The sequence below is a fragment of the Streptomyces sp. CLV115 genome (assembly GCF_038448545.1).
GTDB classification, from domain to species: domain Bacteria; phylum Actinomycetota; class Actinomycetes; order Streptomycetales; family Streptomycetaceae; genus Streptomyces; species Streptomyces sanglieri.
The window spans coordinates 25,048-45,247 of record NZ_JBCEWQ010000065.1; the positions used below are offsets into that span (position 1 = coordinate 25,048).

Genomic DNA, 20,200 nt, shown 5'->3' on the forward strand with positions numbered 1-20,200 from the left:
CCGGCGCGTGATGGTGCGTGATGGTGTGTGTGATGTCCCGGGCGATCAGAGCTCCGGAACGTGGTACGGCGAGACGGTCATCCAGCCGTTGCCCGCGGCACCGTTGCGCTGACCGCTGCTGCTCCTGGCGAGGGTGTACCAGGACTCGACGTAGTCCGGGTCGTCGGTCCACCAGCTGGTGGGGACGGCGTCGAGCAGCGCGTCGACCAGCGGGATGTACGCGCCCTGGTCGGTGATGGTGAGCAGGACCGCGGCGATGGCCTTGGCCAGCGCCTGGTAGTTGGTGTCCCCGTCGTCCTCCATCATGACCGCGTCGGCCATGTCGTACTTGTAGGAGGACCAGTTCACCAGGACCTGGCCCGGGTAGTAGGTCGTGTCCTCCTTGTTCAGATAGGGCATCTCGACAGTGTCGACGCGTGGTTTGCCGTCCTTGCCGAAGCCCGTGACGAGGGTGAAGATCTCGGCGTCGCCCTTGAAGAACGGCTCTTCGACGTCGCTGAGCCGTACCGAGTCGATCCGGGTGGTGTCGATGCCCGACGCGGCGGACAGGCCGGCTCCGGCGGACGGCGCGGTCGGGCGGAGGCCCTTGGCCGCCAGGGTCTTGTCGATGACCTCCAGCCCCTCGGCGACGGCCTTGGCGCCGTCGATGTCGACGAGGTAGACCGGCCGGTCGGTGGGGCTGTCCAGGGGCAGTTCATGGGCCGCGCCCCGGCTGTCGTACGCGGTGAACGTCGAGGCGCCGTCGTCGTCGGACGGAGCGGCCGCCACCAGAGGGGCCGTGCCCGAGGCGAGCCGGTCCTTCATCGACGCGTCCGCCAGGCCGAGCCGCAGCAGCGGACCCGCGCCGCTGCCCAGGCCCTTGGCTGCGGCGACGCCCCGGTCGGCCGCGGTGATCCGGGCGGCGAGCTTCCGGCCGGCCGGGGCGGTGGCGTCGCCGGCCAGTGCGCCGAGGCCGACCGAATCCGCGGCCAGGGTGGCTCTGCGGACCTCTCTGTTCCAGTCCGGATCGGCCAGGGACCGGGCGAGCGTGAGCGCGGTGGCGTCCTCGATTCCGGAGACCGAGGAGGAGGCGGTGGTGGCGGCCGCCGTTTCCGTTCCGGACGGTGCTGCCAGCGCGGTGCCCTGGAGCGGGACCAGGGCGGTCGCGGCCAGGGCGACACCGATCAGTGCCGTGCGCAGCGGTGTGGAAGTACTCAAGAGGGTCTCTCCTGCCGGGAGTCGGAGTACTGCGGGGGTGCCGACGCGACCACCGGCATCCGGTGAGCGGGAGGGAGCGGTCGCATCGGTCTATGCGAGTAGAGCGCGACCGGGTGTTCATGACAAGACCGCATGGATTGCGGCCGGCCGTCACCGATGCGTGACGGCCGGGCCCCGAGGGGGAGGTGCTCACGCGCACCTGCGACCCCAGTGAGGGAACAAATGCCGCATGAGGTGCATATTCATCGATACGCTCCCGGAATGATTCACCATGTCATCCCCCTGGCGGCATCCGGCCTGAAGATCGACTGGGCCAGGATGCCGACGTACAACACGATCATGTCGGTGGCCGCCGGCGCGGGGCTGCTGCTCGTGGTGGTGCTGGGCCGTCAGCTCCTCACGCCCGGACGCACCATCAACCCCGAAGGCTGGGTCCTCGCGTTCGGAGCCCTCGGCTTCACCCTGGTCACCACGGGCCTGCACATGACCCTGACCTGGCCGCTCGCCGGGCAGGGCTTCCCGTTCGACAACGTCATCTTCGGTGAACCGGCGCTCGCCTTCGGAGTCTTCCTCTTCGCCGCGTCCTTCTACCTCTGGAAACGCGGGGCCGAACTCAACAGTGCGGACCGCATCGTCCAGTCGGCCCGCGTCGCCATGCCCATCTCCGTCTTCGTGTTCGGGATGGGGCTCGCCTGCTTCGGAATCGCCGCCGCGGGCTGGAAGTACACCCTCTTCGCCGCACCGCCCGAGGAACCCATCTCCGGGGAGTTCGCGCGGTGGCCGATCCTGGAGGCGAGCTTCATGTCCGGGCTGTACGTCCTGGTGGGCATCGGCGCGCTGCTGTTCCCGTTCGTGCTGCGGCGGCCGTCGAGCCGGCTGGCCCCGGTCACCGGCGTCGTCTGGGCACTGGCCGGTCTGGCGTTCCTGCTCTTCGGCGGGCTCAACTACTTCACCCACATCGGCCTCATCGTCAACACCATGTGAGCCACCAGGCGTCCGGCCGCCCTCCGCACACCGACGGCCCGGCATACCGCACATGGAGTACGGGCGCCGATCGCGTACGCCGCAAGGAGGCCGGAGACCTCCCCCTGGTGGCTGGCCGCCCGCCGCGGCAGCCCGCCTAAAGTCGCACCATGGAGACTCCCGAAGCGAGCAGGTCCAGGTGGCGGTGGCCGGCGCGCCGCAGACGTGGCCGGTGGGCCGCGGGCCTCGCGGCCCTCGCCGTGGTGGCCGGAGCCGGCACCTGGAACGCCGCGGCCGACGACAGCGGGCCCGCCGTGCACCGCCAGGACCGGATGATGAAGGCCGACGGAGTGTCCGTCGACACCTCGTACTTCACCGCCGGCGGTACCGGGCGCCGGCCCGCCGTGCTGATCGGGCACGGCTTCGGCGGCAGCAAGGACGACGTGCGGGCGCAGGCCGAGCAGTTGGCCCGCTCCGGGTACGCCGTGCTCACCTGGTCCGCCCGCGGGTTCGGGAAATCGGGCGGGGACATCTCACTCAACGCCCCCGACCGCGAGGTCGCGGACGTGTCCCGGCTGATCGACTGGCTCGCGGACCGGCCCGAGGTGGAACTCGACGCCAAGGGCGACCCCCGCGTCGGGGTCACCGGCGCCTCCTACGGCGGAGCCGTGTCCCTCCTCGCCGCCGGGTACGACAAGCGGGTCGACGCCATCGCCCCGCAGATCACCTACTGGAACCTCGCCGACGCGCTGTTCCCCGACGGGGTCTTCAAGAAGCTCTGGGCCGGGATCTTCGTCACCACCGGCGGCGGCTGCCAGAAGTTCGAGAAGCGGCTCTGCGAGATGTACGAACGCGTCGCCGTCAGCGGCAAGCCCGACGCCGCGGCGCGCGCCCTGCTCACCGAACGTTCGCCGAGCGCCGTCGCCGACCGGATCAAGGTGCCCGCGCTCATCGTGCAGGGCCAGTCCGACTCCCTCTTCCCGCTCGGCCAGGCCGACGCCATGGCCGAGGCCATCAGCGGCAACGGCGCACCGGTCGCCGTCGACTGGATCGCCGGCGGACACGACGGCGGCGACCCGGAGACCGACCGGGTCCAGCGGCGGATCGGCGACTGGTTCGACCGCTACCTGAAGGACGACGAGGGCACCGGCACCGGTCCCGGCTTCCGCGTCACCCGCACCGGAGGCATCGACTCCACCGACGGGGCCGCCCTCACCCGGGGGGCGACCAGCGCCACCTACCCGGGGCTGAACAGCGGCGCACGGAGCGTCGGCCTGGGCGGGCGCACCAAGACGTTCCGCAACCCCGCCGGGGCCAACCCGCCCGCCATCTCCGCCGTACCCGGAGTCGGCGGCGGCCTCGCCCGGCTGTCCTCCCTCGGCGTCGGCCTCTCCATCGACTTCCCCGGCCAGTACGCCGGCTTCGACTCCGCCCCGCTGGACGAGCCGCTGAGCGTCACCGGCTCGCCGGCCGTCCAGGTCGACGTCAGGGCCGGGCACGGCGACGCGGTGCTGTTCGGCAAGGTGTACGACGTGTCGCCGGACGGCAAGCAGCAGGTGCTGCCCGCCCAGCTCGTCGCCCCCTTCCGGATCACCCCGGACCAGCAGGGCAAGCCGGTCCGGCTGACCCTCCCCGCCATCGACCACCGGTTCGACGCCGGACACCGGCTCCGGCTCGTCCTGGCCGCCACCGACCTCGGCTACGCCTCACCGGCCGAGCCGACGACGTACACCGTCACCCCCGCGGGACCGCTGAGCCTGCCCACGGCACCCGCCCTGAAGACCGCCGCGGCCGGGCTGCCCTGGTGGACCTGGGGACTCCCGGCCGCCGCCGCCGTGATCGCCGCCCTGCTGCTGCTCACCGCCCGCCGCCGCACCGCGACGCCCGCACCCGATCCGGCCCTGGCCGACGTACCGCTGCGGATCACCGGCCTGTCGAAGAAGTACTCCGGATCCGCCGACAGGTACGCCGTGCGGGAGCTGTCCTTCCGGGTCGAGAAGGGCCAGGTGCTCGGACTGCTCGGCCCCAACGGCGCGGGCAAGACCACGACCCTGCGGATGCTGATGGGGCTCATCACCCCCGACGACGGCGAGATCCGGGTCTTCGGCCAGGCCATCCGGCCAGGGGCGCCCGTACTGTCCCGGGTCGGCTCGTTCGTCGAGGGCGCCGGCTTCCTGCCGCACCTGTCCGGGCGCGCCAACCTGGAGCTGTACTGGCAGGCCACCGGGCGCCCCGCCGAGGACGCGCACCTGGAGGAGGCCCTGGAGATCGCCGGGCTCGGCGACGCCCTGGCCCGCGCCGTCCGCACGTACTCCCAGGGCATGCGGCAGCGGCTCGCCATCGCCCAGGCCATGCTCGGCATGCCGGACCTGCTGATCCTCGACGAACCGACCAACGGCCTCGACCCGCCCCAGATCCGCGAGATGCGTGACGTGATGATCCGCTACGCGGCCGGCGGCCGGACCGTCATCGTCTCCAGCCACCTGCTCTCCGAGGTCGAACAGTCCTGCACCCACCTCGTGGTCATGGACCGCGGCCGACTCGTCCAGGCGGGCCCGGTCGCCGAGATCACCGGCTCCGGCGACATGCTGCTCGTCACCAGCGCGCGGGAGGTCCCCGAGCCCCTGGTGGAGAAGATCGCCGCGCTCGCGGGGATCGGCTCGGCGGTCCGCACCGACGACGGACTCGGACTGCTGGTCCGGCTCGACGGCGCCACCGCGTCCGGGCTGATCACCGAACTGGTCAGGCTGGACGTGCCGTTGACCGGTGTCGGACCGCACCGCCGCCTGGAGGACGCGTTCCTCACCCTGATCTCCGGAGGCTCCGCATGACTGCCGCAGTCGATCTCACCGGGGGCGCCGCGGCCCCCGGCTACCGGGCCCGGCACACCCTGCCGCTGCGCGTCGAGGCGATGCGCCAGCTGCGCAGGCGCCGCACCCTGATCATGGGCGGGGTGCTGGCCGCGCTGCCGTTCGTCCTGATCGTCGCGTTCGCGATCGGCGGCACCCCGGACTCGCGGGGCGGCGGCAGCGACCGGATCACCCTGATGGACACCGCGACCGCGTCCGCCGCGAACTTCGCCGCGACCTGCCTGTTCGTCTCCGCCGGCTTCCTGCTGGTCATCCCGGTCGCGCTGTTCTGCGGCGACACCGTCGCCTCGGAGGCCGGCTGGTCGTCGCTGCGCTACCTGCTGGCCGCACCCGTGCCACGGGCCAGGCTGCTGTGGAGCAAGCTCGTCGTGGCGCTCGGCTTCAGCCTGGCCGCGATGGTGCTGCTGCCGCTCGTCGCGCTGGCCGCGGGAGCCGCCGCGTACGGCTGGGGGCCGCTCGAACTGCCCACCGGGGGCGCACTCGCCGCCTCGGCGACCGTGCCCCGGCTCGCGCTCGTCGTCGCGTTCGTCTTCGTGTCCCAACTGGTCACCGCCGGACTGGCGTTCTGGCTGTCCACGAAGACCGACGCACCGCTCGGCGCGGTCGGCGGCGCGGTCGGACTGACCATCGTCGGCAATGTGCTGGACGCCGTCACCGCGCTCGGGTCCTGGCGCGAATTCCTGCCCGCGCACTGGCAGTTCGCCTGGGCGGACGCGCTCCAGCCGGACCTGGAATGGGGCGGCATGGCCAAGGGGGCGGCGGTCTCGGTGACCTGTGCCCTGATTCTGTTCGCGCTTGCCTTCCGGGGGTTCAGTCGTAAGGACATCGTGTCCTGACCTTGACGTTCCGCCGGATTCCCGGCCTCTGTTGCCGCATCGAGACAGATCCGCAACGTCTTCGTCTGCTCCCCGGCGCCGCCTCGCACGTCACATTCACAAGTGCTGGCACGACGACGTTGGGGGCAGGCGATGGAACGCCGGACGGACAAACACACAGGGCGGCAGGTACGGACACGGCGGGGAGCGCGGGCCGCACTCGGGGCGCTGGTGGCGGGCGGGGTGCTGCTCACCGGGTGCTCGGGAACGTCGAGCGACACCAGGGCCGCCACCGACAGCCGGGCCGGCTCGCGTCCGGGCCCCGGGCCCGCCGCCTCGGCCGGCGCCGCCGAGAGCGACGGCGCGAAGAAGCAGGACGGGCTGCGGGAGTCCGCACCCCCCGACTACCTGTCGACCTTCGCCCTGGACGTCGACACCGCCTCGTACGGCTACGCCCGCCGCACCCTCGCCGACGGCGGGCTGCCGGAGCCGTCGACCGTGCGGCCCGAGGAGTTCGTCAACAGCTTCCGCCAGGGCTACCGGCGCCCGGACGGCAACGGTTTCAGCGTGAACGTCGACGGGGCCCGCGCCGGGGACAAGGGCAAGGACTGGTCGCTGGTACGGGTCGGGCTGGCCACCCGGGCCGCCCCCGACCGTGACGAACGCCCGCCCGCCGCACTCACCTTCGTCGTCGACATCTCCGGCTCGATGGCCGAGGCGGGCCGCCTCGACCTGGTGAAGAAGTCCCTGGACATCCTCACCGACGAGCTCCGCGACGACGACTCCGTCTCCCTGGTCACCTTCAGCGACGAGGCGAAGACCCTGCTGCCGATGACCCGGCTGCGCGACCACCGGGGCCGGATCCGCGACCGGGTCGACTCCATGGAACCCACCGACTCCACCAACGTGGAGGCCGGCATCCGCCGCGGGTACGACGAGGCGGTCGACGGCCACGTCGAGGGCGCCAACAACCGGGTCGTGCTGCTCTCCGACGCCCTCGCCAACACCGGCGAGACCGACGCCGCGGCCGTCCTGGAACGCATCGGCTCCGCCCGCCGGGACCACGGCATCACCCTCTTCGGGGTCGGCGTCGGCAGCGACTACGGCGACGCGTTCATGGAGCAGCTCACCAACAAGGGCGACGGCCACACCACCTACATCGCCGACGAGGAGCAGGCCCGCAAGGTCTTCGTCGACCAGCTGCCCGCCCACCTCGAACTGACCGCGCGCGACGCCAAGGCCCAGGTCGCCTTCGACCCGAAGACCGTCAAGCAGTTCAAACTCATCGGGTACGAGGACCGCAAGGTCGCCGACGAGGACTTCCGCGACGACCGCGTCGACGGCGGCGAGGTCGGCCCCGGCCACACGGTGACCGCGCTCTACGCCGTACGGCTCAGGGCGGGCGCCTCGGGGCACGTGGCGACGGCCACCGTGCGCTGGCTGGACCCGAAGACCCGGGCACCGCACGAGGAGAAGGGCACGGTGGCGACGGGTGCGATCGACGGACCGCTGTGGGGCGGCGACAGCAAGCGCCTCCAGGTGACCGCGATCGCGGCCTGGTTCGCCGAGTCGCTGCGCGGCGAACAGCTGCCCGGCGCGCCCGGCCTCGGTGAACTCGCCTCGCGGGCGGGCGGACTGGCGGACGCCACCGAGGACGAATCCGTACGGAAGCTGGCGACCGCGATCGGGCAGGCCGACCGGCTCAGGGGCGGCTCGGGCGACGGCGGTTCCGGGGGAGCACGGGAGGGCGAACTGGACTGAACGGGGACGGGGAGAGCCGGCGCGGTCCGCACCGGCCTCCACGTGGGTCCGGGGAGAGCCGGCGCGGTCCGCACCGACCTGCGCAAGCCGGCTGTGCGGGGCGCCCGACGACGCCATGATGTTCGGCATGTCGTCCTCCCTGTCCTCCCTGTTCCTGGCGCTCGCCGTGATCACGACGGGCCTCTACGCCGGATTCATGCTGACGTTCCGGATCGCGATCATGCCCGGCATCGCGGCACTGACCGACGAGCGGTTCACCGACGCCATGCGCCGCTTCAACGAGAAGGTGCCCGGCCCGGCCTTCCTGCTTCTCTTCCTCGGGGTGATCGCCCTCCCGGCGGTCGTCGTGTTCGGCGGCGACGGCGGCACGGACCGGGTGCTCGCCGTCGTGGCGCTGGGCTGCGCGGTCGCCGGGCACCTGATCACGATCGGCGGCAACATTCCGCTGAACAAGGCGCTCGCGGAGTCCGAGGGCGGCGACGACGGCGCGGCCCGCGCGGCGTTCGAGGCCCCCTGGAACAGGCTCCACCTGGTCCGGACGGCGCTCTCCCTCGCCGCGTTCGCCCTGCTGGCAGCGGTCGGGGCCGATCTCTGAGCCGGGCGGCGGCCCCGCTCACGCGAGGTGGAAGACCTCGGTGAGCGGGACATCGCCGTCCTCCCGCGGGAGGAGCGAGTGGTTGTGCCGGCCGGCCGCACGGAGCGCGGCGAGCATGTCCGGCCGGACCGCGGCGCGGCGCTCGCGGTACTCGTCGATCCGGTCCCTGCGTACGGTCGGCGGAAAACAGACGCGCTGCATGGTGCGGGGCTCCCGGTGTCCGGTCAGAAGTCGAACTTGTCGATGTTCTTGCGGTCGAAGACGGTCGGCTCTCCGAGGACGACCTCACCGTCCTTGCCGACCGTGTACTCGCCGAGCCTGCCCGCCTTGAACTTCTCCCCCTGCGCACCGGTGATCTGCCCGGACGCCAGCGCGGCGGCGGCGTACGAACCGAGGTGGCCCAGCTCCTGCGGGTTCCACAGCGAGAACTGCTCGACCGTGCCGTCCTTGACGTACTTGCGCATCTGCTTCGGCGTGCCCAGACCGTTCAGCACGACCCTGCCCTTGTACGAGGAGTCGCTCAGATAGCGGGCGGCGGCGGCGATTCCGACGGTGGTGGGCGAGATGATGCCCTTCAGGTCCGGATACGCCTGCATCAGGCCCTGCGTCTGCTGGAACGACTTCTGGTCGGCGTCGTCCCCGTACGCCACCTTCACCAGCTTCATGTCCTTGTACCTCGGCAGCTTCAACTCGTCCTGCATGAAGCCGATCCAGGTGTTCTGGTTGGTGGCGTTCTGGGTGGCCGAGAGGATCGCGACCTTCCCCCGGTAGCCGATCTGCTCACCGAGGTGCTGCACCAGACTGCGGCCGATCTGCTCGGAGCTCGCCTGGTTGATGAAGAGCTGACGGCAGTCCTTCGCGGTGTCGGAGTCGTACGCGACGACCTTGATGCCCTTCTTCATGGCCTGCTTCAGCGGTCCGCACACCGCGTTGGGGTCGTTGGCCGCGACCAGGATCGCGTCCTGGCGCTGCTGGATCAGCGTGTTGATGTAGCTGACCTGCGAGGAGGCACCGGCGTCGGAGGGGCCGACCTCCTTGCCCGTGCCGCCGTACTCCAGGGCCGCCGCGATGCCCGCGTCGTCCACGATCTTCTCGTACGGGTTGTTGATCTGCTTGGGCAGGAAGGCCAGCTTCAGGCCCTTCTTCAGCGGCGCGTCCGGATCGGCCTTCGCCGTGGCCCCGGACTTCGCGGAGTCCTTGCCCACGCTGTCCTTCGTGGTGCCGGAACAGGCGGCCAGGGCGAGGGCGAGGGACACGGCGGCCGCGGCGGTCGCGACGGCGCGGCGCCCGGCGGTGGAGCGGAGCATCATGGCGGCGATCTGCCTTTCGACGAGGTACGGGGGAGGGCTCAGGACGGGGTGCCGGCGGCACGCCGGTGCCGTCGTTCGACGACGGCGGCGATCACCCGGGGAGTGAGTACGGACGCCACGAGCAGCAGGCCGGTCACGATCACCTGCACCTCGTTGGCGATGTCGTTGAGAGTCAGGAGGTTCTTCAGCACTCCGATCAGCAGCACCCCGGCGACCGCGCCGAAGAGGGTGCCCTTCCCGCCGTCGAAGTCGATCCCGCCGAGCAGCACGGAGGCGATCACGAGCATCTCGAAGCCGAGACCGTTGTCGGCGCGGGCACTGCCGTACCGCAGCGTGAACAGAACACCGGTGAACGAGGCGAACAGCCCCGTCACGACGAACAGCAGCAGCTTGATCCGCTTGACCCGGATGCCCGCGAAGTACGCGGCCTCCTCCTGGGCACCGATGGCGAACAGCGAACGGCCGAACCCGGTGGCGTGCAGCACGACCGCGGTGATCACCGCGAGGACCGCGAAGATCAGGACCGGGTAGGTGAGGAAGGTGCCGGGCACCGTGGTCGTGTCGACGGTCCACCGCGCGTACGTGGCCGGGAAGTCGGTCACCGCGTCGCTGCCCAGCGCCACCGAGGCCAGACCCCGGTACAGGGCCAGGGTGCCGATGGTGACGGCCAGCGACGGCAGTCCCACCCGGGTGACCAGCCAGCCGTTGAGCAGCCCGCCCGCCACACCGGCCAGCAGCACCACCGGCACGATCGTCTCGAAGGCCCAGCCGGCGTTCCACAGCGCACCGGTCAGCGCACCGCCCAGGCCCAGCATCGAGGCGACCGACAGATCGACCTGACCGGCGACGACGAGCAGCGTCATCGGCAGCGCGATCAGGGCGACCTCGACGATGTCGTTGAACGCGAAGGCGAGGTTCTCGCCGGAGCCGAAGCCGTCCGTGGAACCGAGGCCCACGACGACCACCGCCACCAGGAGCACCCCGACCGCGGTGTCCCAGCGCAGCGCCAGGCTCCGTACCCGGCCGGCCCGGCCCTTCCCGGACCGCGCGATGTCCGCCGCCTCCCGCGTCTCAGCCGCCGTTCCCATGCCGGGCGCTCCTCTTCCTCAGTGCGGCGGTCATCCGCAGGTTCACGATCCGGTCGACACCGATGGCGAGCAGCAGCAGCGCACCGGTGATGGCGCCCTGCCAGAAGGAGTCGACCTTCAGCACGACCAGGACGCTGCCGATGGTGGTGAGCAGCAGCGCGCCCAGCGCCGCGCCCCAGACCGTCCCCGTACCACCGGTGATGGCGACACCCCCGACGACCACGGCGCTGACCACGGTCAGTTCCCAGCCGTGCGCGTTGTCCGCGACGACCGTGCCGAACCGGGCCAGCCACAGGGCCCCGGCGAAACCGGCGACGGCCCCGGAGAAGACGTACGCGGCCAGGATCCGGCGGCGGATCGGGACTCCGGCGAGCAGGGCGGCCTCCGGGCTCGAACCGATCGCGTACAGCTCCCGGCCCGAGCGGTGGCAGCGCAGGAAGTACGCGGTCGCGGCGAGCAGCAGCAGGGCGATCAGCGGCAGGTACGGCACTCCGAGAACGCCGCCGCTGCCGAGCCCGAGAACCCGGTCCGGCACCTCGGCGGCGCTGATCTGGTCGCCCTGCGCCCACCAGTAGTCGACGCCCTGGATGATGTAGAGCATGCCCAGCGTCACGACGAGCGCCGGGACCCCGCCGAAGCTCACCAGGGCGCCGGAGACGAGCCCGCAGACCACCCCGACGGCGACGCCGAGCAGCAGCACGGTGAGCACCCCGTGATCCGTCCCGGCGACGAACCTGCCGCAGGCGAAGGCGGAGAGACCGACGACCGACCCGACCGACAGATCGATGTTGCGGGTGATGACGACGGCCGACTGACCGACCGCGAGCAGCACCAGGATCGACGCGTTGAGTAGCAGGTCCTTGATGCCCTGGCCGGACAGGAACCGCGGGTTGGCGACGGAGGTGACGAGGACCAGCAGGAGGAGCGCCCCGGCGATGGAGATCTCCCGGGCCCGGAACACGGCGTCCACCAGCGCGGCGGCGCTGCGGGGCGGGGCCCCGGCACCGATGTCCGGCGGACCTTCGACGGTGGTGGTCATGGAGCCGTCCTCCCGCCCAGGCCGGTCGCCGCGGCCATGACCGATTCCTCGGTGGCGGCGCGGCGCGGGAGTTCGGCGACGAGCCGGCCCTCGCGCATCACCAGCACCCGGTCGGCCATCCCGATCACCTCGGGCAGATCGGAGGAGATCATCAGCACCGCGAGCCCGTCCGCCGCCGCCGCGGAGAGCAGCCGGTGGACCTCGGCCTTGGTGCCGACATCGATGCCGCGGGTCGGCTCGTCGACGATGAGCACGGCCGGCTCGGTCGCCAGCCACTTGGCGAGCACGACCTTCTGCTGGTTGCCGCCGGACAGCACGCCGACGGAGTCCGCGAGCCGGTCGTACTTGAGCCGGAGGCGCACCGCCCAGTCGGCGGCCCGGTCGTGCTCCAGGGCCCGGCGGACCAGTCCGCGCCGGCGGACGGCGCCGAGGCCGGTGAGGCCGATGTTGCGCTCGATGGACATCGCCATGACGAGCCCGCGCTGACGGCGGTCCTCCGGTACGAGCGCGAGCCCGGCGGCCATCGCTGCGGTCGGCGACCCGGGACGCAGCGCGGTGCCGTCGACCCGTACCTCCCCGGCGTCCGCGCGGTCGACGCCGAAGACCGCCTGGGCGACCTCGGTCCGGCCCGCGCCGACGAGCCCGGCGAGCGCGACGATCTCCCCGCGCCGGACCTCGAACGACACATCGCGGAACACGCCCTCGCGGGTCAACCGGCCGACGGACAGCGCGACTTCGCCGACGGTGGCCCGCTGCTTCGGATAGAGCCCGGCCAACTCGCGGCCGACCATCCGGCGCACCAGATCGTCCTCGGTCAGCCCGGCCAGCGGTTCGCAGGAGATCAGCCGGCCGTCGCGCAGCGTCGTGACCCGTTCGCACAGCTCGAAGATCTCGTCGAGCCGGTGCGAGATGAACAGCACGGCCGCTCCCTCGTCGCGCAGCGTCCGCACCACGGAGAAGAGCCGGGCCGTCTCGGCGCCGGTGAGCGCGGCCGTCGGCTCGTCCATGATCAGGACCCGGGCGTCGAAGGAGAGTGCCTTGGCGATCTCGACGATCTGCTGGTCCGCGATGGAGAGGCCGCGGGCCGGTCGCTCGGGCGCCAGGTCCACGCCGAGCCGGCGCATCAGCTCCGCGGTGGCCCCGCGCAGGGCGCGGCGGTCGATCCGGCCGAGGCCGCGCCGGGGCTGACGGCCCATGAAGATGTTCTCGGCGATGGACAGATCGGGGAAGAGGGTCGGTTCCTGGTAGATGACGGCGATCCCGGCGTCGCGGGCGGCGGCGGGCCCGTGGAAGGCGACCGGCCGGCCGTCGAGCAGCACCTGCCCGCCGTCCGGGCGGTGCACCCCGGCGAGCGTCTTGATGAGGGTGGACTTTCCCGCGCCGTTCTCCCCGGCGAGCGCGTGGATCTCGCCGGGGCACAGGGACAGCGACACCTCGTGCAGGGCGCGTACGGCGCCGAAGGACTTGCTCACGTCCTTCAGCGCCAGGACCGGGCCGGCGGGTGCCGGGGCCGGGCCCTTGGCGGGCTGGTTCATGAGGGCTCCTCAGCGGAGGCACGCACCGGTGGGACGCGGTGCCCCACACACCGTGAAAGGATTCAATGAGGTAGCTGGGAAGCTAGACGGGGAGTGCGGGCACAGTCAATGGGCCGGTGAACACGGCCGTTTGGGACCTGTCGTCCAGGGGCCCGGCAGGCCCCGGCAGTCACCGTCCGTGCGAGTGGAGGAGCTGTGACGGTTGCCGTGCAAACGCAACCGGCACGCGTCCCGGCCGGTCTGACTCTGCACAGCAACGGTGCCGTACCGGCGCAGCGAACCGCCGGTGAACTTCCGCTTGCGCAAACCTCCCACACCCGAACGAAGGAGTGCACGTGGCATCCCGTGCCCTTGGAACCACCGTGGTCCTCGCCATCACCGTGGCGACCGCCGTGACCACCTTCCCCACCGCCCAGGCGTCGACGCCGGACCGCGCCCCGACCTCGGCGTCGGCGTCCGCGAACGGGGCGGTGTCCGCACCGGCCCCGCGCCGTGACGACTTCAACGGGGACGGCTACCCGGACCTCGCGTTCACCGCTCCGGGCGCCACGGTCGACGGCAGGGCCAAGGCCGGATACGTGGCCGTGGTGTACGGCTCCAAGAACGGGCCGCAGACCTCCACCAAGCAGGTCTTCACCCAGAACTCGCCCGGCATACCGGACTCCGCCGAGGCCGGCGACGGGTTCGGCAGCTCGATGGTCTCCGCCGACCTCGACAAGGACGGATACAGCGACCTCGTGGTCGGCGCCGGCAACGAGAAGGTCGGCACGGCCGGGTCCGCCGGAACGCTCACCGTGATCTGGGGCGGTGCGCAGGGCCTGTCCGGCGGCGCGACCCTCCTGAACGGCGACGAACAGTACGACGAGGTCGGCGCGCTGACCGCGGCCGGTGACTTCGACGGCGACGGTGCCATGGACATCGCCACCATCGGTTCGCACAACACCCATGTCCTGTCGGGCCCGTTCAAGCGCGACGGCAGCGCGGCGGCCCCCGCCAGGGAGATCCTCGACATGGACGACCTGCGCTACATGGACGTCACCGCGGGCGACTTCGACGGCGACGGCCGTGACGACCTGGCCGGCGTCGTCCACGACGGCGACGAGTACGACGCCCGCCGCATCCTCGTCCGCGACGGCGGCGCCACCGGCCTCGCCGAGGACTACACGGTCGTCGAAAAGGCCGATGGCAACCGTCTCCAGGCAGGCGAGACCATCACGGCCGGCCGGGTCGACGGCGACAAGTACGCCGACATCGTCGTGGGCCGCCCGGTCGACGGCTACGACAGCGACCTGGACCTCCCGCTCGCCAAGGGCGGCATGATCACCTATGTACCGGGCGGCGCGAACGGCCCGCGGGGCGACCGGGCCAAGGTCTTCAACCAGGACAGCGCCGGTGTCCCGGGCGCCGCCGAGAAGGGCGACGGTTTCGGGGCCTCGGTGTCGATCGGTGACATGAACGGCGACGGCTACGGCGACATCGCCGTCGGTGTCCCGGGCGAGGACCTCGGCACGACGAAGGACGCGGGCTCCGTCCTGGTCCTCCCCGGCACCGCGTCCGGCCCGACGGGGACCGGCACCGTCGGCTTCAACCAGGACACGGCGGACGTGCCCGGGGCGGCCGAGGCGAACGACCGGTTCGGCGGCGCCGCCAAGCTGGTCGACGCCAACCGTGACGGCCGCAGCGAACTGGCCGTCGGCGCCCCCGGCGAGAACGCCGGCGCCGGCTCCCTGTGGATCTTCCCGACCACGGCGGCCGGCCCGACGGCGAAGGGCTCGTTCACCTTCGGCCACGGAACGCTGGGCACGGTGGCGAAGTCCGCCGAACTCGGCTCGTCCTTCAACCGCTGACCGCTGACCGCTGACCGCTGACTGCCTGACCGCTGGCCGCCTGACCGCTGGCCGCCGACCGCGACGCGGGACGGGGCGCGGGACGGGGCGCGCTGTGCGACGCGGAGTGCTGCGGGACGGGGTGCGCATGCCCGTCCCGCAGCACTCCGCGCGGCGGAACCGGACGGCAACGCGGAGCCGGCCGCCCGCTGTCGTCCCTCGCGGAAATCGCCCCGGAGGGCCTGGACCCGCCCGGCGTCGACCCCGGCGTCCCCCTTGCCGGGTCGACGCCGGGCCGGGGCCGGAGAAGGAGAAGGCCGTACGGGATCCGTCCGTCCGTACGGATCCGTCCGTACGGATCCGTCCGTACGGGATCCGTACGCGCCCGGGAGAGGCCGGGCGCCGGAGAAGGCGGAATCGGCAAGGCGCTTGGCCCGACACCGCCGGACACTTGGGTGCCACACGCACCTCTGGTGCGTCCGCGCCGGTCAATGACCTGTTGCGCCCCCGGCAGGACTCGAACCTGCGGCCAAGCGCTTAGAAGGCGCCTGCTCTATCCACTGAGCTACGGGGGCCGGGTGTTGGCCTCGGCGGCCTGGTGCCCTGGGGCCGGGCCGGTCGGTGACCTGCCGGGACAAGGATAGGGCTCCGATCGCCTCGTCCTGGTTGCTTCACCTGCGTGGCACGATGTGGAGGTTCGGTGAAGCGAACCGATAATCGCAGGTGGGTGGGATTCGTGCACCGCTTTTGACGCCTCGCGCCCCGGGTGTTGTGCACTCGTTATGCCTGCGCCCCACTCATCCCCTCTGTCCCGACTTCATCCCTGGGAGAGAACCGGCGCGCAGAGGTGGCTATACGCTTCAAAAAGGCTCCAAAATTGGGCATTCTTCGCATGTGGTGACCTTGGACGTACGGCCTCAGCTCATCGACGCACTTTCCGCCCTGCGCGACCGTGTCGCTGCCGTGCGTCTTCCCCTGCCGCTCCCGGGGGCCGGGCGCGCCCGGCAGACCCGGAGTGAGCTGCTCGCCCAGCTCGACGACTATCTGCTTCCCCGGCTCAGGGATCCCGAAGCGCCGCTGCTCGCGGTCGTCGGCGGTTCGACCGGGGCGGGGAAGTCGACGCTGGTCAATTCGCTGGTGGGCCGGCCGGTCAGCGAGGCCGGGGTGCTGCGGCCGACCACCCGGACCCCCGTGCTCGTCTGCCACCCGGACGATCACCACTGGTTCGCGGGGGCACGTGTACTGCCGCGGCTGACCAGGGTCTGGCTGCCGCCGGAGGAGTCCGGGGAGCCCGGCGGGTGCGACGGCCTCGACGGACTCGACGGACTCGACGGGGACGAGGAGGACGGGATCTCGCTGCGGGTCGAGACCTCACCGGGGCTGCCGCGCGGGCTCGCGCTGCTCGACGCGCCCGACATCGACTCGCTCGTGGTGCGCAACCGGAGGCTGGCCGCCGAGCTGATCTGCGCCGCGGACGTATGGGTGATGGTGACCACGGCCTCCCGGTACGCGGACGCGGTGCCCTGGCATCTGCTGCGTACCGCCAAGCAGTACGACGCGTCCCTCGTCACCGTCCTGGACCGGGTGCCGCACCAGGTGATCGCCGAGGTGTCCCGGCAGTACGGGGCGCTGCTCACGCGGGCCGGGCTCGGTGAGGTGCCGCGCTTCACCATCCCCGAACTGCCCGAATCGGCCGGTGGCGGCAGCGGGCTGCTGCCCACCACCGCCGTCGCCCCGCTGCGGGCCTGGCTCAGCCACCGGGCCCAGGACCCGGCGGCCCGCCAGCAGGCGGTCGGGCGTACGGCGGCCGGGGTCATCGACTCGCTGGACGTACGGATGCCCGAGCTGGCCGGGGCCGTCGCGGCGCAGTACGCGGCGGCCGTACGGCTGACCGCCGTGGTCGAGGACGCGTACCGGGCGGAGGGTGCCCGGGTCCGGCGCCGGCTCCGCAACGGCGGCGTGCTCGCCGGGGACGCCCGGACCAGATGGCGGGGCCACCCGCAGTACAGCACCTCGGGGGAGCTCCTCGAAGCGCTGATCGAAAGCCTCGCCGCACTCCTGCAGTGCGCCGTGGCCGCCGCCGACGAACAGATCCGCTCGACCTGGCAGCGCGAACCCGCGGCCCGGGAGTTCGGTTTCGAGGACGTCGGCCGGGAAGCCGGGGGATGGGGGCCCGCCGAGGACATCCGGGGCCGGATCGCCATGGCCGTGAGGCGCTGGTGGCGGGTCCTGGAGGAGCTGGCCGACGAAGAGGTGCGGCGGCTGGAACGCAACGCCGCACCCGACGCCGAGACCGTGGCGGCGCTGCTGGCCGCCGCACTGCTCGGCGGCCGCCGCACCCGCGGCGCCGGGGAGCAGCTCGCCGAACGGATCGGCGCCCAGGGCGCGCTGCGGCTGCGCGACAAGGGCGGGGTACTGCTCACCGAATGCCTCGACCGGGTGCTGAACGGCGAGCGCGACCGGCGGCTCGCACCGCTCGACGCGCTCGACGTGGCCCCGGAGCCGCAGGCCGAACTGATCGCCGCGCTGTCCGTACTGCAGAAGGAGAGGTGGCAGCGATGACTGCCGTCACTGACGAGGGGACCGGCCCGGCCGGGAGCCCCGCTTCCCACGAGAACCAGGACGCGGACGGGGCGGTCCCGGTGCCGGGGACCGGCCGGGTGCCGGAGCCGGGCCGGGAGTGGAACGACGGGCTCATCGCCCGGCGGGCGGTGGCCAAGGCGGTGGATCTCGAGCCCGGGACCGCCCGGGACGACGACGTACGGCCGCCCCAGGTCGAGGCCTATGTGCCCTCCGGCGGCCCGCTCCGGCCGCGGCTGGACGCGCTGCGCGAACTCGTCGGGCTGTCCCGGGCCCGGCTCGACGGGGACACCCTCGACGAGGCGGGACGAGTGCTCGACGAGGCGGCGGCCCGGCAGCGGCTCTCCTCCCGGCACACCGTCGTCGCCATCGCCGGGGCCACCGGCAGCGGCAAGTCGATGCTCTTCAACACCCTCGCGGGCGCCCAGATCTCCGAAACCGGACTGCGCAGGCCGACCACCGCCGCCCCCATCGCCTGCTCCTGGACCGACGGGGCCGCCGGACTGCTCGACCGGCTCGCCATTCCGGGGCGGCTCAGGCGAAGGCCGCAGCAGGGCGGCGCGGACACCGACGAGGCCCTCCAGGGACTCGTACTCGTCGACCTGCCCGACCACGACTCGGCGGCGACCGAACACCGCGAACAGGTCGACCGGGTACTGGCGCTGGTCGACGCCGTGATCTGGGTCGTCGACCCGGAGAAGTACGCGGACGCGGCCCTGCACGAGTGCTATCTGCGGCCGCTCGCCGGGCACGCCGAGGTCACCTTCGTCGTCCTCAACCAGATCGACCGGCTGCCCGGCGACGCCGCCGACCAGGTCCTCGACGATCTTCGCCGGCTGCTCGACGAGGACGGCATGGCACTGGGCGAACACGGCGAACCGGGCGCCACCGTCATGCCCCTGTCCGCGCTCACCGGCGAGGGCGTCGGCGAACTGCGCGAGGTGCTCGGCCGGTTCGTCCAGGAACGGACCGCGGCGGCGCGCAGGCTCTCCGCGGACGTGGACGCCGCCGCGGCCAGGCTCCGCCCGGTGTACGTGGCCGAGGGGCGGCCCGGCCTCGACGAACAGACCCGCGAGGAGTTCGCCGACCGGCTGGCGGAGGCCGTCGGGGCGGCCGCGGCGGGCCAGACGGCCGAGCGCGAGTGGCGCAGGAACGCCGGACGGGCGTGCGGCACGCCGTGGCTGCGGCTGTGGCGCCGGTACGAGTCGGCCCGGCGGCCCGGAAGCCCGGAACGCCCGGCGCGGCCCGAGCCCCCGGAGGAGGAGATCACCGCCCGGCAGCGCGTCGAGCAGGCGGTACGGACGGTGGCGGACGAGGCCGCCGACGGGCTTCCCGGGCCCTGGGCCCAGGCGGTCCGCGAGGCGGCGGTGCACGGCGCGGACGGGCTGCCGGAGGCGCTGGACGCGCTGGTGGAACGGGCCGGCGCGGAGCACGCCCCGGGCGGTCCGCCGGTGGTGGCGACGGGCGTGGCCGGGGCCTCGGGGGTGGCACACAGCGGCCGGGTGGGCGGGAAGCCGCCGCGGCCGAAGTGGTGGCCCGCCGCGGTGCTGGCGCAGGCCGCGATGACGCTGCTGCAGATCTTCGGCGGGCTCTGGCTGCTCGGGCAGATCGTCGGCGTGCTCGAAGCGGGTTACCTCACGCCCGCCCTGGTGTTGCTGGCCGGGGTGGTCGGCGGGCCCCTCGTGGAGTGGTCGTGCGCGGCGGCGGCGCGCGGGCCGGCCCGACGGTACGGGCAGGAGGCCGACCGGCAGTTGCGCGAGGCGGCGGCGGCCTGCGGGCGGGCCCGGGTGCTCGATCCGGTGGCCGCGGAGCTCGTGCGGTACCGCGAGGTGCGCGAGAGGTACGCGGCGGTGACGGAGATTTCCACAACCGGCGGGTAGTCCACAGGCCCCGGCAGGATTTCCGCCTTCCCTTCAACCTGGGATCAGTGACCGCGCGGACGCGATCGCTGTTCCGAAGGCCGAAGGGGAGGCGGAGTCATGAACGACACCTTGGTGACATTGGTGGGCAACGCGGCTACGGGCGTGGAGTTCCGGGAGACCGCGACCGGTGGAATGGCGCGATTCCGGTTCGCGGTGACGCCACGCCGCTGGGACCGCGAGAAACAGCTCTGGTCGGACGGGCACACCAGCTTTTTCACGGTGTGGGCCTGGCGGACTCTGGCCTTGAATCTGTCCGGTTCCGTTTCCGTCGGGGAACCACTGGTTGTGCACGGCAGGTTGAAAGTGCGCGAGGAGGAACGGGAGGGGCAGCGCAGGACGTTCGTGGACATCGAGGCGGTCGCGGTGGGTCACGATCTGACCCGGGGGACGTCCGCGTTCCGGCGGGTGCTGAGGGGCGAGCCCGCGCTGACGGCCCGGGCGGGCAGCGCCGAGAGGTCGGGTGCATCGGCACGGCCGGAGGGGTTCACCGGGCCGGACGACCCGGAAGTCCTGGGCGATCCGGGCGATCCGGGGAAACCGAACGGTTCCGGAGCCAAGCGCTCGACAGACCGTCAGAAGGCCGCGAAGGAGCTCGCGTCGGTGCCGTGACGGACCGGGACCGCGTGCCGGGCGCGTGCCGGGCGCGTGCCGGGAGGGAGGTCCGGGGTTGGACGGGGAGCCCCGGAAGCGGGTGGGTGG

The 20,200-nt window shown here is 72.5% G+C and carries 15 protein-coding genes and 1 tRNA gene; 9 read left to right on the plus strand and 7 right to left on the minus strand.

Features of this window, described 5'->3' with window-relative positions:
- Positions 1 to 45: 45 nt before the first annotated feature.
- A complete protein-coding gene (locus AADR41_RS22445; protein WP_342283178.1) occupies positions 46 to 1,197 on the minus strand; it encodes a DUF3103 family protein in 1,152 nt (383 codons plus the stop codon).
- A gap of 261 nt (positions 1,198 to 1,458) precedes the next feature.
- Here AADR41_RS22445 and AADR41_RS22450 point away from each other — a divergent pair, with 261 nt between their 5' ends.
- From AADR41_RS22450 to AADR41_RS22470, 5 genes are all read left to right on the plus strand, one after another.
- Entirely contained in the window at positions 1,459 to 2,181 is a 723-nt protein-coding gene (locus AADR41_RS22450) for a DUF981 family protein (protein WP_342283179.1), read from the plus strand.
- Between the two features lie 149 nt (positions 2,182 to 2,330).
- A complete protein-coding gene (locus AADR41_RS22455; RefSeq protein ID WP_342283180.1) occupies positions 2,331 to 4,991 on the plus strand; it encodes an alpha/beta fold hydrolase in 2,661 nt (886 codons plus the stop codon).
- Positions 4,988 to 5,866, plus strand: a complete 879-nt coding sequence (locus tag AADR41_RS22460) for an ABC transporter permease (RefSeq protein ID WP_342283181.1) — start codon at positions 4,988 to 4,990, stop codon at positions 5,864 to 5,866. Before AADR41_RS22455 ends, AADR41_RS22460 begins: the two co-directional genes overlap by 4 nt.
- A 132-nt stretch (positions 5,867 to 5,998) precedes the next feature.
- On the plus strand, positions 5,999 to 7,606 hold the full coding sequence (locus AADR41_RS22465) for a vWA domain-containing protein (RefSeq protein ID WP_342283182.1): 1,608 nt from the start codon (positions 5,999 to 6,001) through the stop codon (positions 7,604 to 7,606).
- A 127-nt stretch (positions 7,607 to 7,733) separates the two neighbouring features.
- The gene (locus AADR41_RS22470; RefSeq protein ID WP_342283183.1) at positions 7,734 to 8,201 is read left to right on the plus strand and encodes an anthrone oxygenase family protein; all 468 of its coding nucleotides are present in this window, start codon (positions 7,734 to 7,736) and stop codon (positions 8,199 to 8,201) included.
- A gap of 18 nt (positions 8,202 to 8,219) precedes the next feature.
- On the opposite strand, the gene AADR41_RS22475 is transcribed toward AADR41_RS22470, so the two are convergent.
- The 5 genes from AADR41_RS22475 to AADR41_RS22495 are packed head-to-tail and all read right to left on the minus strand — an operon-like array spanning position 8,220 to position 13,173.
- The gene (locus tag AADR41_RS22475) at positions 8,220 to 8,402 is read right to left on the minus strand and encodes an L-rhamnose mutarotase (RefSeq protein ID WP_446751093.1); all 183 of its coding nucleotides are present in this window, start codon (positions 8,400 to 8,402) and stop codon (positions 8,220 to 8,222) included.
- Between the two features lie 23 nt (positions 8,403 to 8,425).
- Complete coding sequence (gene rhaS, locus AADR41_RS22480) at positions 8,426 to 9,511, minus strand: rhamnose ABC transporter substrate-binding protein (RefSeq protein WP_342283184.1); 1,086 nt, start codon at positions 9,509 to 9,511, stop codon at positions 8,426 to 8,428.
- Between the two features lie 38 nt (positions 9,512 to 9,549).
- A complete protein-coding gene (locus tag AADR41_RS22485) occupies positions 9,550 to 10,599 on the minus strand; it encodes an ABC transporter permease (protein ID WP_342283185.1) in 1,050 nt (349 codons plus the stop codon).
- A complete protein-coding gene (locus tag AADR41_RS22490; RefSeq protein WP_342283186.1) occupies positions 10,583 to 11,638 on the minus strand; it encodes an ABC transporter permease in 1,056 nt (351 codons plus the stop codon). The genes AADR41_RS22485 and AADR41_RS22490 overlap by 17 nt, the downstream gene beginning before the upstream one ends.
- Entirely contained in the window at positions 11,635 to 13,173 is a 1,539-nt protein-coding gene (locus AADR41_RS22495) for a sugar ABC transporter ATP-binding protein (RefSeq protein ID WP_342283187.1), read from the minus strand. Before AADR41_RS22495 ends, AADR41_RS22490 begins: the two co-directional genes overlap by 4 nt.
- Positions 13,174 to 13,508: 335 nt before the next feature.
- Here AADR41_RS22495 and AADR41_RS22500 point away from each other — a divergent pair, with 335 nt between their 5' ends.
- Entirely contained in the window at positions 13,509 to 15,020 is a 1,512-nt protein-coding gene (locus AADR41_RS22500; protein WP_342283188.1) for an FG-GAP and VCBS repeat-containing protein, read from the plus strand.
- Positions 15,021 to 15,501: 481 nt separating this feature from the next.
- Here AADR41_RS22500 and AADR41_RS22505 read toward each other — a convergent pair.
- Positions 15,502 to 15,574, minus strand: a tRNA-Arg gene (locus tag AADR41_RS22505).
- Between the two features lie 328 nt (positions 15,575 to 15,902).
- Between AADR41_RS22505 and AADR41_RS22510 the strand changes: the two genes are divergently transcribed.
- From AADR41_RS22510 to AADR41_RS22520, 3 genes are all read left to right on the plus strand, one after another.
- Positions 15,903 to 17,561, plus strand: coding sequence for an ATP-binding protein (locus tag AADR41_RS22510; RefSeq protein WP_342283192.1), 1,659 nt, complete (start codon positions 15,903 to 15,905; stop codon positions 17,559 to 17,561).
- The gene (locus tag AADR41_RS22515; protein ID WP_446751094.1) at positions 17,558 to 19,459 is read left to right on the plus strand and encodes a YfjP family GTPase; all 1,902 of its coding nucleotides are present in this window, start codon (positions 17,558 to 17,560) and stop codon (positions 19,457 to 19,459) included. Before AADR41_RS22510 ends, AADR41_RS22515 begins: the two co-directional genes overlap by 4 nt.
- Positions 19,460 to 19,558: 99 nt before the next feature.
- Positions 19,559 to 20,110: a single-stranded DNA-binding protein gene (locus AADR41_RS22520; protein WP_342283190.1), complete on the plus strand. Its 552-nt coding sequence runs from the start codon at positions 19,559 to 19,561 to the stop codon at positions 20,108 to 20,110.
- Positions 20,111 to 20,200: the final 90 nt, after the last annotated feature.